Here is a 16,574-nt window from a genome sequence, read left to right on the forward strand (position 1 = left end):
CGATTCGCTAACGCTCATCGTGTTTCCTTTATCTCAGTCGAAGCCCTTCTAGTTCGTACGGCAATGAGCAAGGCGCTTGCGCTTTTCTTATATAAGGAGTAGTTTTATGAAAGAATCCAAGTATTTAACAGTACAGGCTTTAACAAAATACATAAAAAGAAAATTTGATGCAGATCCTCATTTACATCAAGTATATGTTAAAGGGGAAATATCAAATTTTAAACAGCATAGCAGCGGCCATATGTATTTTACTTTAAAAGATGATAAAGCAAGAATATTGGCTGTTATGTTTGCCCGGAATAATCAAATTATGAAATTTAAGCCGGAAAACGGCATGAAAGTATTAGTGAGAGCAAGTTTAACCGTTTATGAACCAAGTGGACAGTATCAAATGTATGTACAAGAAATGAAACCGGATGGAATTGGCGATTTGTACTTAGCATACGAACAATTAAAAACAAAATTAGAACAAGAAGGTTTATTTTCACCAGATTACAAGAAATCCATTCCTAAATATCCAAAAACAATTGGTGTGATAACATCGCCAACAGGCGCAGCTATTAGAGACATCCTTACAACGATTAAAAGAAGATATCCAATAGCCAAAGTCATCCTTTTTCCTGCCCTCGTACAAGGAGATACAGCAGCCCCTTCTATTGTAAATGCCATTAAGAAAGCAAATTTAATGAAAACACCATCTATTGATATATTAATTGTCGGTAGAGGCGGCGGCTCTATTGAGGAGCTTTGGGCATTTAATGAAGAAATGGTGGCAAGAGAAATATTTTCATCGTTTATTCCTATTATATCAGCCGTTGGACATGAAACAGATTTTACGATTGCAGATTTTATTGCAGATTTAAGAGCACCAACTCCAACAGGTGCAGCAGAGTTAGCAGCTCCTAATTTAGCCGATGTGCTGGAGAGGATTACAACAAGAAAAACGAGACTAGTAAGAGCAATGAATGAAAAGGTGGAACATAGAAGAATACGATTAAATCGATTAAAAAAATCTTATGCTTTCCGATATCCCAAAGTTCTGTTTGAACAAAAAATGGAACAACTAGATAAACAAAAGGAACAATTGTCACGTCATTTTAAAAAAATAGTAGACATAAAAACGGAAAACATAGGTGGTTTAACGAAGCAGCTAAAACGAAATCACCCGCAAGCATTGCTTCATAAAGCAGATAAAGAATTAGTTCTCCTTGAAAAGAATTTGAAGAGGAACATGGAGCTGATTTATCAGAAAAAGCAGCAGGTGTTTCAGTCGGTTTTAGGAAAAATGGATGCGTTAAGTCCTTTAAAGATTATGGAACGAGGATATAACTTAGCGTACTTAAAAGATGGGAAATTAATTAGCAGCATCCACCAAGTAAAGGAGAATGATACGATAGAACTACAGTTGGCAAATGGTTCAGTAGACGCAAAGGTAACATCAATTAAGGAGTGATTTAATTTGGCAAAAAAAACAACTTTTTCGTTTGAGGAAGCGATGGATGAGCTGGAAAAAATTGTAGATAAATTGGAAGAAGGAGATGTACCTTTAGAAGAAGCGATCAATACATATAAAAAAGGAATGGAACTTTCAAAATTTTGTCATGACAAACTGAAAAATGTGGAAGAACAGCTTGCGGAAATTGTGCTGGAAAACGGACAAAAAGAGATTTTTTCCATTACAGAGGAGGAATAATATTTTGCAGCCAATTTCTCTCGACTCTTTTTCTGTAAAATATAAAACATTATTGGAAACACAGCTGAAAGCACGTATAGACAACCTTTCAGCACCTCCGGTTATTAAAGAATCCATGGAATATTCTTTAAGTGCGGGAGGAAAGCGTATACGTCCATTATTATTATTTGCTACCATGCATGCTTTTGGAGAAAATCCAGAAAAAGGATTGGATGCTGCGGCAGCATTGGAAATGATTCATACCTATTCCCTTATTCATGATGATTTGCCAAGCATGGATGACGATGATTTAAGAAGGGGAAGGCCAACAAATCATAAAGTCTTTGGAGAAGCAATTGCCATTCTTGCTGGAGATGCATTACTGACTTATAGCTTTCAATTAATCGCAAATAGTCAAAATGATCAATTTTCTGCAGAGATAAAATTGAAAATTATTGAAGCTATTGCAAAAGCTGCAGGTCCAGAAGGCATGGTGGGCGGACAAGTTGCAGATATGGAAGGCGAAGAGAAAAAGCTAAACAAAAATGAATTAGAATATATTCATATACATAAAACAGGAAAACTGCTTATTGCGAGTGTATTAACAGGCGCCATTTTATGCAATGCATCGGATGAGCAAATAGGTAAATTAAAAGACTATGCACAGCATCTAGGTCTGGCATTTCAAATAAGAGATGATATTTTAGATCTTGTAGGAGATGAAGCGCTTATAGGCAAACCGGTTGGAAGTGATGAATATAATCAAAAAAGTACATATCCTTCATTGCTTACATTGCATGGAGCAAAAAAGGAATTGGATATTCATATTGGCCAAGCGAAAGATATTTTAAATGAACTCACCTTGCAAACAGAGTTGTTAGAAGCTATTACTGATTTAGTGGCAAATCGCAATAATTAACGCACCAAATCTGTTATCAATGCTACGTGATATGGAGCTTTATCCCACTCTTACTACCCGTAAAGGTCCGATAGAGGTACACAAACTAAGGTCGCCACTTCCTGTGGATCTTAAGCTTTCCATCAGGGGGATGTATAACCCCCCTGATGGAAAGGTTCACCTTATTAATTGATTTAAATATGTTTGTGGCATATTTGAAAAGGGGAAAGGAATAAGAAATAGTAAGAAGTTAATTTCCAGTCTGTTTAAATGGAATGATTGGGAAGACAATCCCTGAAACATAAAGTGATATACTCTCCACAGAAATTCAATTTGCAAGTTTTTGTGGAGTGTAGCAGTAAATAGAGAAAAAAAGCAGGAGAAGTATAACAAGTTTTGGAAGCGTTATACTTAGCGGAAAAATCTATTCTGTTAAAACTAAACAGATGAAATGCATCAGGCTGGGTTCTTTTTATTTCTTTTTCATACGATTCAAAGGAAATGACTTACTGTTCGATAAATACAATGGTATAATACATATTTAATGTGTAATAAAAATAGGTTTTTTATATGAAGTAAGGTAGAGTTAAATTAGAATCGTAATTTGCAAACAGAATAGCCATATTAAGTTTAAAGATATTAATAATACAATGTGAATACAGCATTCAGAGTGTAGACTAAGTAGTATTTGCTCAAACCAAAGGCTGATTGAGACTTGATGCAAGTCAATCGATGAAGACAAAAGGACGTGGCGAAGTTAGTCGATTTTCTTTGATCTCGTAGTCGTTCCTCCTCTGTTACCGAGTAATGAACATCCGAGCAAGGCGAACAACGGAGAAATCGAGCGTTTGTCGGCAGCCTGCATGCTCTGAATACAGCATTTTATATGGACGGCATATAATTAGATGAAAGTGAGTTGTTAAAAATGGATTTATTGTCAATAAAGAATCCATCTTTTTTAAAAAAATTATCTATTGATGAATTAGAAGCATTGAGTGAAGATGTTCGCCACTTTTTAATTAATCAGTTGTCAGAAACTGGTGGGCATATTGGTCCCAATCTTGGAGTTGTTGAATTGACGATTGCATTGCATAAGTGTTTTGACAGTCCAAAAGATAAAATGATATGGGATGTAGGACATCAATCTTATGTGCATAAAATTTTAACTGGCAGAGCGAAAGATTTTAATACACTAAGACAATATAAAGGAATGTCTGGTTTTCCTAAAATGAATGAAAGTGAACACGATGTTTGGGAAACAGGACACAGCTCAACCTCTTTATCCGCAGCGATGGGGATGGCAGTCGCAAGAGATTTAAAAAAAGAAGATTCTTATATCATCCCGATTATTGGAGATGGTGCATTAACAGGTGGAATGGCACTTGAAGCTTTGAACCATATAGGCGATGAAAAAAAGAATATGATTGTTATATTAAATGATAATGAAATGTCCATCGCGCCAAATGTAGGTGCCTTGCACCAGGTCTTAGGCAGATTAAGAACTGCTGGCAAATATCAATGGGTAAAAGATGAATTGGAAATGCTTATGAAAAAAATTCCTGCAGTCGGTGGGAAACTTGCAGCAACAGCAGAAAGAATAAAAGACAGCTTAAAGTATTTGCTTGTTTCAGGCGTGTTTTTTGAAGAAATGGGCTTCACTTATTTAGGACCAGTTGATGGGCATAATTATGAGGATTTATTAGAGCAATTAAATTATGCAAAGAAAACAGAAGGCCCTGTTTTGCTGCATGTTCTTACTAAAAAGGGGAAAGGATTTTCTCCTGCGGAAAAAGATAAAATTGGTACTTGGCACGGGACAGGGCCATATAAAATTGAAACAGGGGACCTAATAAAACCTGTTAATACACCTCCTGCATGGAGTAAATTAGTCAGTGATACAGTTTTGCGTCTTGCCCGCAAGGATGAAAGAATTGTGGCTATCACACCGGCAATGCCAGTCGGTTCAAAATTAGAAAGCTTTGCGAAAGAATTTCCAGATCGAATGCTGGATGTAGGTATTGCAGAACAGCATGCAGTAACATTGGCTGCAGGACTTGCAACACAAAAAATGAAGCCGTTTTTGGCCATTTATTCTACATTCTTGCAAAGAGCCTATGATCAAATGCTCCACGATGTATGTCGTCAAAATTTAAATGTATTTATCGGAATTGACCGGGCTGGTCTTGTAGGTGCTGATGGAGAAACGCATCAAGGCATTTATGATATCTCATTTTTGCGTCATATGCCTAATTTGGTTCTTATGATGCCAAAAGATGAAAATGAGGGACAGCATATGGTTAATACTGCGATAAAATATAATGATGGTCCTATTGCTATACGATTCCCTCGAGGCAACGGTTTAGGTGTTAAAATGGATAAATCATTAAGAACGATCCCGATCGGATCATGGGAAGTATTAAAAGAAGGAACAGATGCTGCAATATTAACATTTGGAACAACCATTGAAATGGCTTTGCAGGCAAGCGTCCTGCTTGAAAAACAAGGAATTTCCGTTAAAGTAATAAACGCTAGGTTTATAAAACCGCTGGATGAAAAGATGCTAATAGAGCTATTTAACTTGCAAATGCCGATATTAACAATCGAAGAAGCCATCCTTCAAGGAGGTTTTGGAAGCTACGTTTTAGAATTCGCCCATGATCAAGGGTTTTTTGGCAGCATGATTGACCGAATGGGTATACCAGATGAATTTATTGAACATGGTGATGTGAATTCCCTATTAAATGAAATTAATTTAAACACAGAAGAAGTAGTAACAAGAATTTCATCCATAGCAAGAAAAAAACAAAAAAGGGCATAATATAGAATGAAGAAAGAACGAGTAGATGTTTTATTAGTAGAACAAGGATTATTTGAAACGAGAGAAAAAGCAAAAAGAGCCATTATGGCGGGCATTGTTTATTGTCAAGAAACCCGGCTGGATAAGCCAGGGGAAAAAATAAGCATTGATTTGCCGCTTACCGTTAAAGGAAAAGCATTAAAATATGTCAGCCGCGGCGGCTTAAAGTTAGAAAAGGCAATTCAAGAATTTGATGTGAATATGAAAGACAAAATACTGCTTGATATCGGTTCATCTACTGGCGGATTTACTGATTGTGCACTGCAAAATGGAGCGAAAATGTCTTATGCAGTTGATGTAGGCTATAACCAGCTTGCATGGAAGTTAAGACAAGATGAACGGGTTGTCGTAATGGAAAGAACAAATTTCCGATATGTCACCCCTGCTGATTTAGCAGGTGAAATGCCAAATTTTGCTTCCATTGATGTATCATTTATATCGTTACAGTTAATATTGCCTGTTTTAAAAACGCTCCTTGTACCAAAAAGCGATGTTATTGCTCTAGTAAAGCCACAATTTGAAGCTGGACGAGAGCAAGTAGGCAAAAAAGGAATTGTCAGAGAACGTAAAATACATGAAGCAGTACTGGAAAAAATGGTGGCTTTCGCTTTAAAAGAAGGGTATAAAGTAAAAAACATGTCGTTTTCACCTATAACAGGTGGAGATGGAAATATTGAATTTTTACTTCATTTATACTGGGATATGGATCAGCAGAAAAATGAAGTGGAAAAAATATATCCAATTAAAGAAACGGTAGAGCAAGCACATAAAGAGTTAAAATCGAAAAAAGAAAAAGAAGAATAAGCTTTATTGACAGCCAGAGGAATAAGCTTTTACTTATTCCTCTTTGCAATGCAGAAAAATAAAAAAAGAAAACATGTATAATATTCATTATTAAATATACAATGAAGAGAATAAAGAGGATTTTTGTCAAAAAAAAGCGAAATAAAGGTAGAACGATAAAGTAAACTTCCATTAGTGGGGATTTTTCCTCATCCCCCACTGATGGTTAGTTGTACTTATCGAACCTTTATGGGCAGTTATCGCCCACCTAGCTTCCTCGAGGTGGGGGGCTTACTGCCCGTTAAGAGTGGGATAAAACGACAGTGCAATCATTAATTAAAGGGTGAATAGGATGAACAAAGGTCAAAGGCATATAAAAATACGCGAAATTATTACAAATAATGAAATAGAAACCCAAGATGAATTAGTGGATGAATTAAAAAATGCAGGTTTTAATGTAACTCAGGCAACGGTTTCAAGGGATATTAAAGAATTGCATTTAGTTAAAGTTCCATTAATAGATGGAAGATATAAATACAGTCTGCCTGCGGATCAGCGTTTTAACCCCCTGCAGAAGCTGAAAAGAATAATGGTTGATTCCTTTGTTAAAATAGACTCAGCAGGGAATTTATTAGTATTAAAATCACTTCCCGGGAACGCACAAGCCATTGGAGCGTTAATTGATAATTTAGACTGGGAAGAAATTTTAGGAACTATATGCGGGGATGATACTTGTTTAATTATTTGTCGAACAACAGAGGATGGAAAGACAATTACAGATCGTTTCTTGGAAATGCTGTAAAAGAGGTGACAACATTTGTTAAGTGAATTATCGATAAAAAACTTTGCCATTATAGAAAGTTTATCTATTTCTTTTAATAAAGGATTGACCGTATTAACTGGTGAAACAGGTGCAGGAAAATCCATAATAATTGATGCCATCAATCTTCTAGTCGGCGGAAGAGGTTCTTATGAGTTTGTGCGCCATGGGGAAGACAAGGCGGAGATAGAAGGTTTATTTTATATTGAGGATGGACATCCTTGCTTCCGTAAACTTCAAGAGTTGGGCATTGATATTGAAGAAGGAGCCATTGTGTTAAGACGAGATATTTCTATTTCGGGTAAAAGTGTCTGTAGAATAAACGGCAAGCTGATTACGATTTCCATACTTAGGGAAATAGGTTCGAGCCTAATTGATATACACGGCCAGCATGAGCATCAGGAATTGATGGATGAAACAAGGCACTTATCTTTACTGGACACTTTTGCAATGGATGACTTATCACAAGTTGTAAAAGAATATGAACAGGTATATCGATCGTATAATCAAATTAAAAAAAAGCTGCAGAATTTAACGGAGAATGAACAGCAAATGGCTCAGCGGTTAGATCTATTGCAATTTCAACATCAAGAAATTATCAATGCTAATTTACAAATCAATGAAGACGAAGAGCTGCATGAAGAAAGAAAACGTCTGTTGAATTTTGAACGTATATTTGATAGCATTCAAACTGGCTATACAGCGTTAAGGGGAGAACAGAAAGGTTTAGACTGGATAGGCGAAGTAATGGGGCATTTAGAAGAAGCGGCTAGCTTAGATACGGAGTATAAAGAAATGGCTGAATCAGTATCCAACAGCTATTATATTTTAGAAGACGTATCCAGCAAGCTGCGCAGCAGTTTAGATTTTCTTGAATATGATCCAGAAAGATTAAATCAAATAGAATTAAGACTAAATGAAATAAACAGTTTAAAACGAAAATATGGAAAAACAGTCGAAGAAATAGTAGAATACGCTGCAAAAATTGAAGAAGAATTAGAAACATTGCAAAATAAAGAAACTCATATAGATAAATTAGAAAAGGAATTAGAAAGCCATCATAAAGACTTGATTGTAGAAGCTAATGAATTAACGGTACTGCGAAAAAAAGCTGCAGTACGCTTGACAGATGATATTCATAAAGAATTAAAAGAACTTTATATGGAAAAAACGGTTTTTGAAGTAAGGATAACATCAGATGATGAGAAAATATCGAAAAACGGGATAGATGAAATTGAATTTTATATTTCAACCAATCCAGGTGAGCCTTTAAAACCCTTATCAAAAATTGTATCGGGTGGAGAATTATCGAGAATGATGCTGGCATTAAAAAGCATTTTTTCCAAGCATCAAGGAATTACCTCCATTATTTTTGATGAGGTCGATACAGGCGTAAGCGGGAGAGTTGCTCAGGCAATTGCAGAAAAAATTGCTTCTGTTTCATTTGATTCACAAGTCCTTTGTATTTCCCATTTACCACAAGTAGCAGCCATTGCAGATACTCATTTATTTATCGCTAAATCCATTCATGAAGGCAGAACCTCTACTACCGTACTGCCTTTATCAAAACAAGATAAAATCAAAGAAATTGCTCGAATGATATCAGGAACTGAAATAACTGACTTAACCAAAAAACATGCAAAAGAGTTATTAAAATTAGCACAAAAAGCGAAGAATAAAGGATAGAAATGAAAACCTCTGAAAAAACAGGGGTTTTTTTGATTTGACGAAAGAATGGAATTATTCTTCTATTTCTTCAGCCAAATTCTTTATGAATTATTAATAATTTGGCAATAATGAAGGGGAATAAGGACATAAACAGGATAAATAATACGTTTTAATCTATACATTTGTTTGTAAATTACTATTACTATCCAAAGTGGGTAGGTTTTTTATAGTTTTTGAAGTAATAATTGATCTCCATGCAGGCAAAGTTATATATGTAGCCAATAATCGTGGTGAACAAGAAGCGAGGAGAGTGAATGGTTTGAAAAAAGACTTCCTTAGAAAAATAATTGGTGGAATTCTCCTTGTTTCATTAATTTCCTTAGGTTTTAATAAATCCTTTCAAGAATATATGCATATACCAAAAAATATAACCATTTTTGAAGGACAGGATGCAGAGATTGATACGGCTGCAATTCCTGCCGCTGCAATGACAGCAGGTGATAATTCTGTTATTGCTTTAAGCCAGGATGAAAAGAAATTTTCCTTGCATGGTGAAGAAAATGGAAAAAGTGAAATGGTATTAGAACTTGCTGGCTTCCCAATAAAAAAAGTGGATGTGAATGTTCTAAAAGATTTTAAAGTGATTCCTGGTGGACAATCCATCGGTGTAAAACTAAATACAGTTGGCGTATTAGTTGTAGGGCATCATCAAGTAAATACAGAAGAGGGGAAAGAATCCCCTGGCGAAAAAGCAGGAATAAAAGTTGGCGACTTGATTACAGAAATAAATGGAAAAAGAATTGAAAAAATGTCAGATGTAGCACCATATGTACAAAGTGCAGGAAATTCAGGAGATGCCTTAAATATAACCATTATGCGAGATAATAAAAATATTCAAACAAAACTCTTACCATTAAAGGAAAAGCGAGAAAACTCATATAAATTAGGTTTATATATTCGAGATTCAGCAGCAGGAATAGGTACAATGACGTTTTATCATCCAGGGACAAAAAAATATGGAGCTTTAGGACATGTTATTTCGGATATGGATACGAAAAAACCGATTGTAGTGGATGATGGTGAAATTGTCAGATCAACCGTTACAAGCATTGAAAAAGGAAGCAGCGGCAATCCAGGTGAAAAATTAGCCAGGTTTTCTGAAGATAAAGAAATCATTGGAAATATAACAACAAATAGTCCTTTCGGAATTTTCGGCGAATTGAATAAAGAGATGACTAATGGCATTATGGACACCCCTATGCCAATCACATTATCCGATCAAGTAAAAGAAGGTCCAGCACAAATTTTGACAGTAGTAGATGATGATAAAGTGAAATTATTTGATATTGAAGTCGTAAGTTCTATTCCGCAGAAATTTCCAGCAACAAAAGGGCTGGTTATTAAAGTAACAGATAAAGAATTATTGAAAAAAACGGGCGGGATTGTTCAAGGAATGAGCGGAAGTCCCATCATACAAAACGGCAAAGTAATTGGAGCGGTAACACATGTTTTTGTTAATGATCCGACAAGCGGATATGGTGTTCATATTGAATGGATGCTAAATGAAGCTGGCATTAACATATATGATAATGGAAAACAGAAAGCCTCTTAGCAATAAAAAGGAAAAAGCGCTGTGGTTAGCGCTTTTTTCCTTTTTATTCTATTGGTTGTTTTCTCAAAATTTGTTGTTTTTTACATAAAAAACATTTGGAACAGCGTTTCTTAGCAGCCTGCATACACGTAGACTCCTGTGGGAATGCGAGTAAGACGAGACTTATGCAGGCTGCGCGTTTAAAAGCAAGAATCAATACGAAAACAGCCATTCTTTTTAAGAATATACTGAGAATCTGTGTACAAGGCTTTATAGAGTGAAATATTGAATAAGTAAACCAATAGAAAGAAAAAATCCAAATAACGTATTTGTTAATGCAGTTGATTTCATTGCTGCAGGTGTTTGACTGCGATCCCCTTTAAAACCGATAATGGCCTGAATTGGTTTTTTAATGCTGCATAACACAATCAAGAGCCATGGACTTAACAAACCAAAAATAATGAGAACGATAATCCAAATATACGATAATGCAAAAAGGGAGGCTAATAATAGTACGGATTTATCAAACCCCATTAAAATGGCAATCGTTTTACGTCCACCTAACGTATCTTCCTCAATGTCGCGGATATTATTTGCTAAGTTGATGCTGCCGACTAAAAATGCAATCGGTATAGAAATAAGAACGCTTTGTACATTAATCATATTTGTCTGAATATAAAAAGATACTAAAATAAAGATAGACCCCATGCACACACCAGAAAAGATTTCGCCAAAAGGAGTGTAGGCAATTGGGAGAGGACCGCCAGTATATAGATAGCCGATAGCCATTCCAAATAATCCTACTAGAGCCAGCCACCAGCTGCTGCTCATACAAATATAAATGCCCAGCAATAAAGAGACGCCATACAATAGAAGGGCAAATTGCAATACAGTTGACGGCTTCATGCCATGCCTCACGATTGCTCCGCCAATGCCTACTGACTCCGCAGTATCTAAGCCCCTTTTAAAGTCATAATATTCATTAAATAAATTTGTAGCAATTTGAATAAATAAACATGCAAATAACATGGCGGAAAATAAGCTGATATGAATCGGTTTATACTGCATGGCTAGCACAGTTCCTATTAGCACAGGAATAAAGGATGCAGTTAAAGTATGGGGCCTTGTTAGCTGCCACAGTACTTTATGGGTAGGCTGTATTTCTTTTGTAACATTTTCCATAAAAAAATCCTTTCTATAATAACAATAACAATTATTAGTTAACGATAAGTTTATCCCACTCTTAACGGACAGTAAGACCCCCACTCGGGGATGCCGAGAAATCAAGGAAGCTAGGTGGTGGCTAGCTGCCCGTTAAGGTCCGATAAGTTCAACTAATCATCAGTGGGGGATGAAGAAAACCTCCACTGATGGAAAGGTTCACTTTATAATGAAAGTCCAACTCTTATAATAACGTAAGATTCTATTTTCCAACAAGAAGTTATTCATAATTTCGCCATATTTTTTTTAAATACCTTAAAAAAAAGGAAATTAGGCTGATTTTCTATAAATAAATAATGCATTCTTCTAAAGCATGTAGAATATAGTAAGCAAGAGAATGCAATTTTTTAAGATTTTTCGACAAAACTTTATTAAGGAAGAAATAAATATCGAATATGGTCGAAATCAAAAGAAAATGCGAGAAAAATAAAGATTTTCTTATTTTTTTTAGATTTTTTTTTTAAAATCAAAGGAATTTTAGTTACTTTGTCGAACTTGTCATTTAGAATAAAGATAAAAAGAGACATTGGATTAAGGAGGAATTTATCATTGAAAAAAATAAAAGTTTGTATCGTTGATGATAATAGAGAGTTAGTCGGACTATTAGAAGAATATATCGATGCACAAGACGACATGGAGGTAGTAGGGGTCGCACACAATGGTCAGGATTGTTTGGATTTGATTGAACAAATCGAACCAGATATAATGCTTTTAGATATTATTATGCCGCATCTTGATGGATTGGCAGTATTGGAAAGAATGAGAGAGTTAAAAACCAACAATATTCCAAATGTTATTATGCTGACTGCTTTTGGTCAAGAAGACGTAACAAAAAAAGCAGTTGAACTTGGAGCTTCTTATTTTATTCTAAAACCATTTGATATGGATTATTTAGCGAGTCATATTCGTCAAGTGAGCGGAAAATCAAACGGTTTCATAAGAAAAAGCCATTCTTCATACCGAACGTCTCAGCAGGAATCAAAACCAAGGAATCTTGATGCGAGCATTACAAGCATTATCCATGAAATTGGAGTTCCTGCCCATATAAAAGGCTATTTATATTTAAGAGAAGCTATTTCTATGGTATATAATGATATAGAATTATTGGGTTCCATCACAAAGGTTTTATATCCGGATATTGCTAAAAAATACAATACAACAGCAAGTCGTGTTGAACGGGCTATCCGCCACGCGATTGAAGTCGCTTGGAGCAGAGGCAATATTGATTCTATCTCTTCCCTTTTCGGGTACACAGTCAGCATGAGTAAAGCTAAACCGACAAATTCAGAGTTCATTGCCATCGTTGCTGATAAATTGAGGTTGGAACATAAAGCTTCCTGAGAGGGCAAGAATTTTTGAAAAATGAAAATCGGTTTTATGCAATTCATATCAAAGCCACTTTGTATTTGCTGCATGAAGAATTAGATTTAAATGATCGATTAATAAGACGGAAGCAAAAAAATAAATAAACAATTTCTGTTAAAATTTGCTTTCCGTTCATTAAACTGTTACTATTAAATAGTATTATTTTTGTTCAATTACAAGAGAAGATATCTTTTCTACATAAGAACAAGGATAGTGTTATTATTTTGTGTGTATCGCACATAGGAGGAAAATAAACATGGCTACAGGTAAAGTTAAATGGTTTAACGCAGAAAAAGGTTTTGGATTTATCGAATCTTCTGAAGGAAACGATGTATTTGTACATTTCAGCGCAATTCAAACTGAAGGATTTAAAACATTAGAAGAAGGTCAAGAAGTATCTTTTGATATAGAAGAAGGTCAACGTGGACCTCAAGCTGCTAACGTTGTTAAAGCTTAATGAACTGATCTGATTACAAAAACAGACGCTATCCATTGGTTAGTGTCTGTTTTTTTTTATTATAAATCATTTAGTGACTTTTCTAATCATTGTTGCTAAATTGAAAATAAAAGAAACACTTATTTTTCCTCTTCATTTTGCAGAAGCATAAGTTTTTGAACTAATATATGCTGAGGCATATGCATGATTTGTTCTAAAGGAACATTTAGTTTTTCTGCTAGCTTTATTGCTGTCTCTGGTGATAATTGCAATGGTTTCATAATTATTTCTCCTTATCATAAATTGTTAGGATGTGGATTCATGTCACTCATTTTTGCTCATCGAGGATATTCAGCTCAATTTCCTGAAAATACAATGTTGGCGTTTCAGCAAGCAGTGAAAGCGGAAGCCCATGGAATTGAGCTCGATATTCAAATGACGAAAGATGGAGAGCTAGTAATTATTCATGATGAAAAAGTGAATCGCACTACAGACGGTTCTGGATATGTAAAAGATTTCACTTATAATGAACTCCGAATGTTGAATTCTGCCTATAAATATAAAGGAAAGCTGCCAAAAGTGCAAATTCCTGCATTAGAGGAATTTTTAGAATGGATGCAGCAAGCAGATTTCATTTGCAATATTGAGTTGAAAAATAATCAGTTTCCATATACAGGAATGGAAGAAAAAGCAATTGAACTTGTTAGACGGTATTGCCTCAGTGAACGGGTTATTTTTTCTTCGTTTAATCACTACAGCATTGTACATAGTCATCGACTGGCTCCTGAAATTGAAACAGCGCCATTATTTTCTGATGGCATATACCAGCCGTGGATTTATGCAAAAGCAATAAAGGCAGCAGCTATTCATCCAAATCACCGATTATTAAATAAGAAAATAGTGAGAGCTTCAGAGGATTTTGGTATAAAAGTTAGGGCATATACTATAAATAATGAAAAAAGAATGAGATATCTTTCAGAAGCTGGAATTTCAGCTATTATTACAGATAATCCGCTTTTGGCAAAGGATGCAATGGGAAATTTACCTAATAGCTGAAAAGCTATTAACTGCCTTATTCAGTATGTGATTTAATTCATGATTTTTATAATTTGATATTTTGTCAAAAGAGGCTGTCTCAAAAGGTCGTTCGTTAATAACGACTATTTAGAGTCAGCTTTTCTTTGCCTTTACTAAATCCATAATCCATCTATTGGACAGTTTGCTTATAAATCGAACGAGTTTTGTCCTATACACTTTTATCCCACTCTTAACGGGCAGTAAGACCCCCACCTCGGGGATGCTGAGGAATCGAAGAAGCTAGGTGGGGGAGGAAGAAAATCGCTGATGGAAAGGTTCGCTTTATTTGAATTGAAAATCGATTTAAAAAAAGGTCGTCTCAAAGCCAAAAAATTAAACTTATTAGATAACCTCTTTTTGTGAGATTATACAGAAAATTATGTAAATGAGAAAAAAATTGCATAATTTTTAGGAAATGTTTATAGTGTAAGTATGAAATAATTTGCACGGTTAATAGTAGGTTAGGAAAATTAATGCAAAAGAGAGGCCTTTGCTATATGCAGTTTTCTGTACAGATACAGGATATTTTAAATGAGATGAACCAAGGCATTATTGTCATAGACAAAAATAGTGCCATTGTGTTTTTTAATGAGGAAGCAGCAGACCTAGTTGGCTTTGCTGAAAGCGAAGCTGTTGGAAAGCATATCATGGAGGTTGTTCCTACTAGTGGATTGCCCCGCGTAATACGAACTGGAAAAAAAGAAACTGAAAAATTGTTCGATTTGGAATCAAATAGGAAAGTGCGCATCTCAAGACTTCCACTGTTTAATAAAAAGAAGCAAATACTTGGTGCAATTGCTTTGTTCTCCAGCGTTTCCGACTATAATGAAGAGTGGTTTGAAAAAGAAACGATGCAAGCATTAGTAGAAATGCTTGTACAAAATATTGATGCGGCTATATCTATTATAGATGAAAAAGGCAAATCCATGATGAAAAATTCTGCATACGAAAATTGGGCTGATTCGATGGAAGAAGGGGTGAACGAGCAATTAAAAGTACTGCACCATAAAGTTTTGCAAACACGAAGAGCCCATCAATACATAAAAAATAACAATCAACTTTCCATTAAAATGAATGCCTTTCCCGTTATGATCAATGGAAAATTAAAAGGAAGCTTTCAAACGGTTCATGATTATACTCAACTTGAGAAGTTGCAGAAAGAGCTTAAAGGCGCCCGAAGCTTTATTCGAGCTTTAGAAGAAAAATACATATTTGATGATATTATTGGCAGGTCTCCATCCATGCAAATTCCTCTTCAGCAATGTAGACTTGCAAGCAATAATGATTATCCAGTTTTTATTAGAGGGGCAGCAGGTACAGGGAAAAAAATGTTTGCACGTGCAATCCATAATGAAAGCAACCGAAAATACAATCGATTTTTTGTTATTTCTTGCTTGGATACGTCAGAAAAAGAATTAGAAGAAATACTAATTGGAATGGTTAAGGGAAATGATAGGAAGGTTGCTCAAGCTGTCTATCAAAAAGAATGGCAAGGTACGGTTTATCTAGATGAAATTAGCTGTCTTCCTTTAGCATTGCAGTACAAATTACTTTCTTTTTTACAATGCATGGATAAAAAGGAAAAGAGTTTTCGAAACAATGTTCGAATTATAGTCGGATCTTCTGAAAATATCGAAAAAGCATTGATAAATGGTGATTTCTTAGAAGAACTTTATTATAAATTAAACAAAATAAGTATTCATTTGCCTTTATTAGAAGAAAGACAGGAAGATATTCCGCAGCTGACAAAAAAATTTGTTCAGCTGTTTAATCATGATAATGCTCGTAATGTTTCCGTTGCCCAAGAGGTGATAGAAAAGCTGAAGCTTTATTCATACTCGGAAAATGTAAAGGAACTAAAAGCGATTCTACAATTATCTCTGGTAAAACTGCAGAAAAAAGAAAAAGTATTGGGAATAAATCATTTGTGCTTTATTGAAAAAATAAGTACAGACAACAAAGAACTTCTACCCAAGAAAGAAGACATTTCAGAAGATAAGCCATTATCCTTATTAGTGGAAGAATATGAAAAAATAATAATCGGGAAAGCATTAACTAAAAATGATGGAAACAAAACATTAACAGCAAAATTATTAGGGCTCTCCGTTCGCAATCTTTATTATAAATTAGAAAAATATGGACTAGGGTAATTGTTTTGCCTTACAGATAAAAAGAAGGGTGGGCAA

At 35.0% G+C, this 16,574-nt stretch carries 14 protein-coding genes; 12 read left to right on the forward strand and 2 right to left on the reverse strand.

What is annotated here, in order from left to right:
- Window positions 1-106 precede the first annotated feature (106 nt).
- From xseA to spoIVB, 8 genes are all read left to right on the forward strand, one after another.
- Window positions 107-1,453, forward strand: coding sequence for an exodeoxyribonuclease VII large subunit (gene xseA, locus ACTYBU_RS21995; protein WP_445493142.1), 1,347 nt, complete (start codon window positions 107-109; stop codon window positions 1,451-1,453).
- A gap of 6 nt (window positions 1,454-1,459) precedes the next feature.
- Window positions 1,460-1,693 carry an exodeoxyribonuclease VII small subunit gene (gene xseB / locus ACTYBU_RS22000; RefSeq protein WP_445493144.1) on the forward strand — a complete coding sequence of 78 codons (234 nt, stop codon included), beginning with the start codon at window positions 1,460-1,462 and terminating at the stop codon, window positions 1,691-1,693.
- Window positions 1,694-1,697: 4 nt separating this feature from the next.
- Entirely contained in the window at window positions 1,698-2,591 is an 894-nt protein-coding gene (locus ACTYBU_RS22005) for a polyprenyl synthetase family protein (protein WP_445493146.1), read from the forward strand.
- A 904-nt stretch (window positions 2,592-3,495) separates the two neighbouring features.
- Window positions 3,496-5,388 carry a 1-deoxy-D-xylulose-5-phosphate synthase gene (gene dxs / locus ACTYBU_RS22010; RefSeq protein WP_445493148.1) on the forward strand — a complete coding sequence of 631 codons (1,893 nt, stop codon included), beginning with the start codon at window positions 3,496-3,498 and terminating at the stop codon, window positions 5,386-5,388.
- A 6-nt stretch (window positions 5,389-5,394) separates the two neighbouring features.
- A complete protein-coding gene (locus ACTYBU_RS22015) occupies window positions 5,395-6,231 on the forward strand; it encodes a TlyA family RNA methyltransferase (RefSeq protein WP_445493150.1) in 837 nt (278 codons plus the stop codon).
- Between the two features lie 331 nt (window positions 6,232-6,562).
- On the forward strand, window positions 6,563-7,012 hold the full coding sequence (gene ahrC / locus ACTYBU_RS22020; protein WP_445493152.1) for a transcriptional regulator AhrC/ArgR: 450 nt from the start codon (window positions 6,563-6,565) through the stop codon (window positions 7,010-7,012).
- A gap of 15 nt (window positions 7,013-7,027) precedes the next feature.
- The gene (gene recN, locus ACTYBU_RS22025; RefSeq protein WP_445493154.1) at window positions 7,028-8,716 is read left to right on the forward strand and encodes a DNA repair protein RecN; all 1,689 of its coding nucleotides are present in this window, start codon (window positions 7,028-7,030) and stop codon (window positions 8,714-8,716) included.
- Window positions 8,717-9,017: 301 nt separating this feature from the next.
- Window positions 9,018-10,310: a SpoIVB peptidase gene (spoIVB, locus tag ACTYBU_RS22030; RefSeq protein WP_445493156.1), complete on the forward strand. Its 1,293-nt coding sequence runs from the start codon at window positions 9,018-9,020 to the stop codon at window positions 10,308-10,310.
- Window positions 10,311-10,559: 249 nt separating this feature from the next.
- On the opposite strand, the gene ACTYBU_RS22035 is transcribed toward spoIVB, so the two are convergent.
- Complete coding sequence (locus ACTYBU_RS22035) at window positions 10,560-11,471, reverse strand: 1,4-dihydroxy-2-naphthoate polyprenyltransferase (protein ID WP_445493158.1); 912 nt, start codon at window positions 11,469-11,471, stop codon at window positions 10,560-10,562.
- A 588-nt stretch (window positions 11,472-12,059) separates the two neighbouring features.
- Between ACTYBU_RS22035 and spo0A the strand changes: the two genes are divergently transcribed.
- Both spo0A and ACTYBU_RS22045 read left to right on the forward strand, forming a co-directional pair.
- Window positions 12,060-12,851: a sporulation transcription factor Spo0A gene (gene spo0A / locus ACTYBU_RS22040; protein WP_445493160.1), complete on the forward strand. Its 792-nt coding sequence runs from the start codon at window positions 12,060-12,062 to the stop codon at window positions 12,849-12,851.
- A gap of 280 nt (window positions 12,852-13,131) precedes the next feature.
- Window positions 13,132-13,332, forward strand: a complete 201-nt coding sequence (locus tag ACTYBU_RS22045; RefSeq protein ID WP_445493162.1) for a cold-shock protein — start codon at window positions 13,132-13,134, stop codon at window positions 13,330-13,332.
- 119 nt (window positions 13,333-13,451) lie between these two features.
- Here the strand turns inward: ACTYBU_RS22045 and ACTYBU_RS22050 are convergent, their stop codons facing one another.
- Window positions 13,452-13,592, reverse strand: coding sequence for a YycC family protein (locus tag ACTYBU_RS22050; protein WP_445493164.1), 141 nt, complete (start codon window positions 13,590-13,592; stop codon window positions 13,452-13,454).
- Window positions 13,593-13,632: 40 nt separating this feature from the next.
- On the opposite strand from ACTYBU_RS22050, the gene ACTYBU_RS22055 reads away from it, so the two are divergent.
- Window positions 13,633-14,367, forward strand: coding sequence for a glycerophosphodiester phosphodiesterase (locus tag ACTYBU_RS22055; RefSeq protein WP_445493166.1), 735 nt, complete (start codon window positions 13,633-13,635; stop codon window positions 14,365-14,367).
- Window positions 14,368-14,885: 518 nt separating this feature from the next.
- On the forward strand, window positions 14,886-16,538 hold the full coding sequence (locus ACTYBU_RS22060) for a sigma 54-interacting transcriptional regulator (RefSeq protein WP_445493168.1): 1,653 nt from the start codon (window positions 14,886-14,888) through the stop codon (window positions 16,536-16,538).
- The last annotated feature ends 36 nt before the right edge of the window (window positions 16,539-16,574 follow it).

The organism is Niallia sp. 03133 (genome assembly GCF_052663225.1).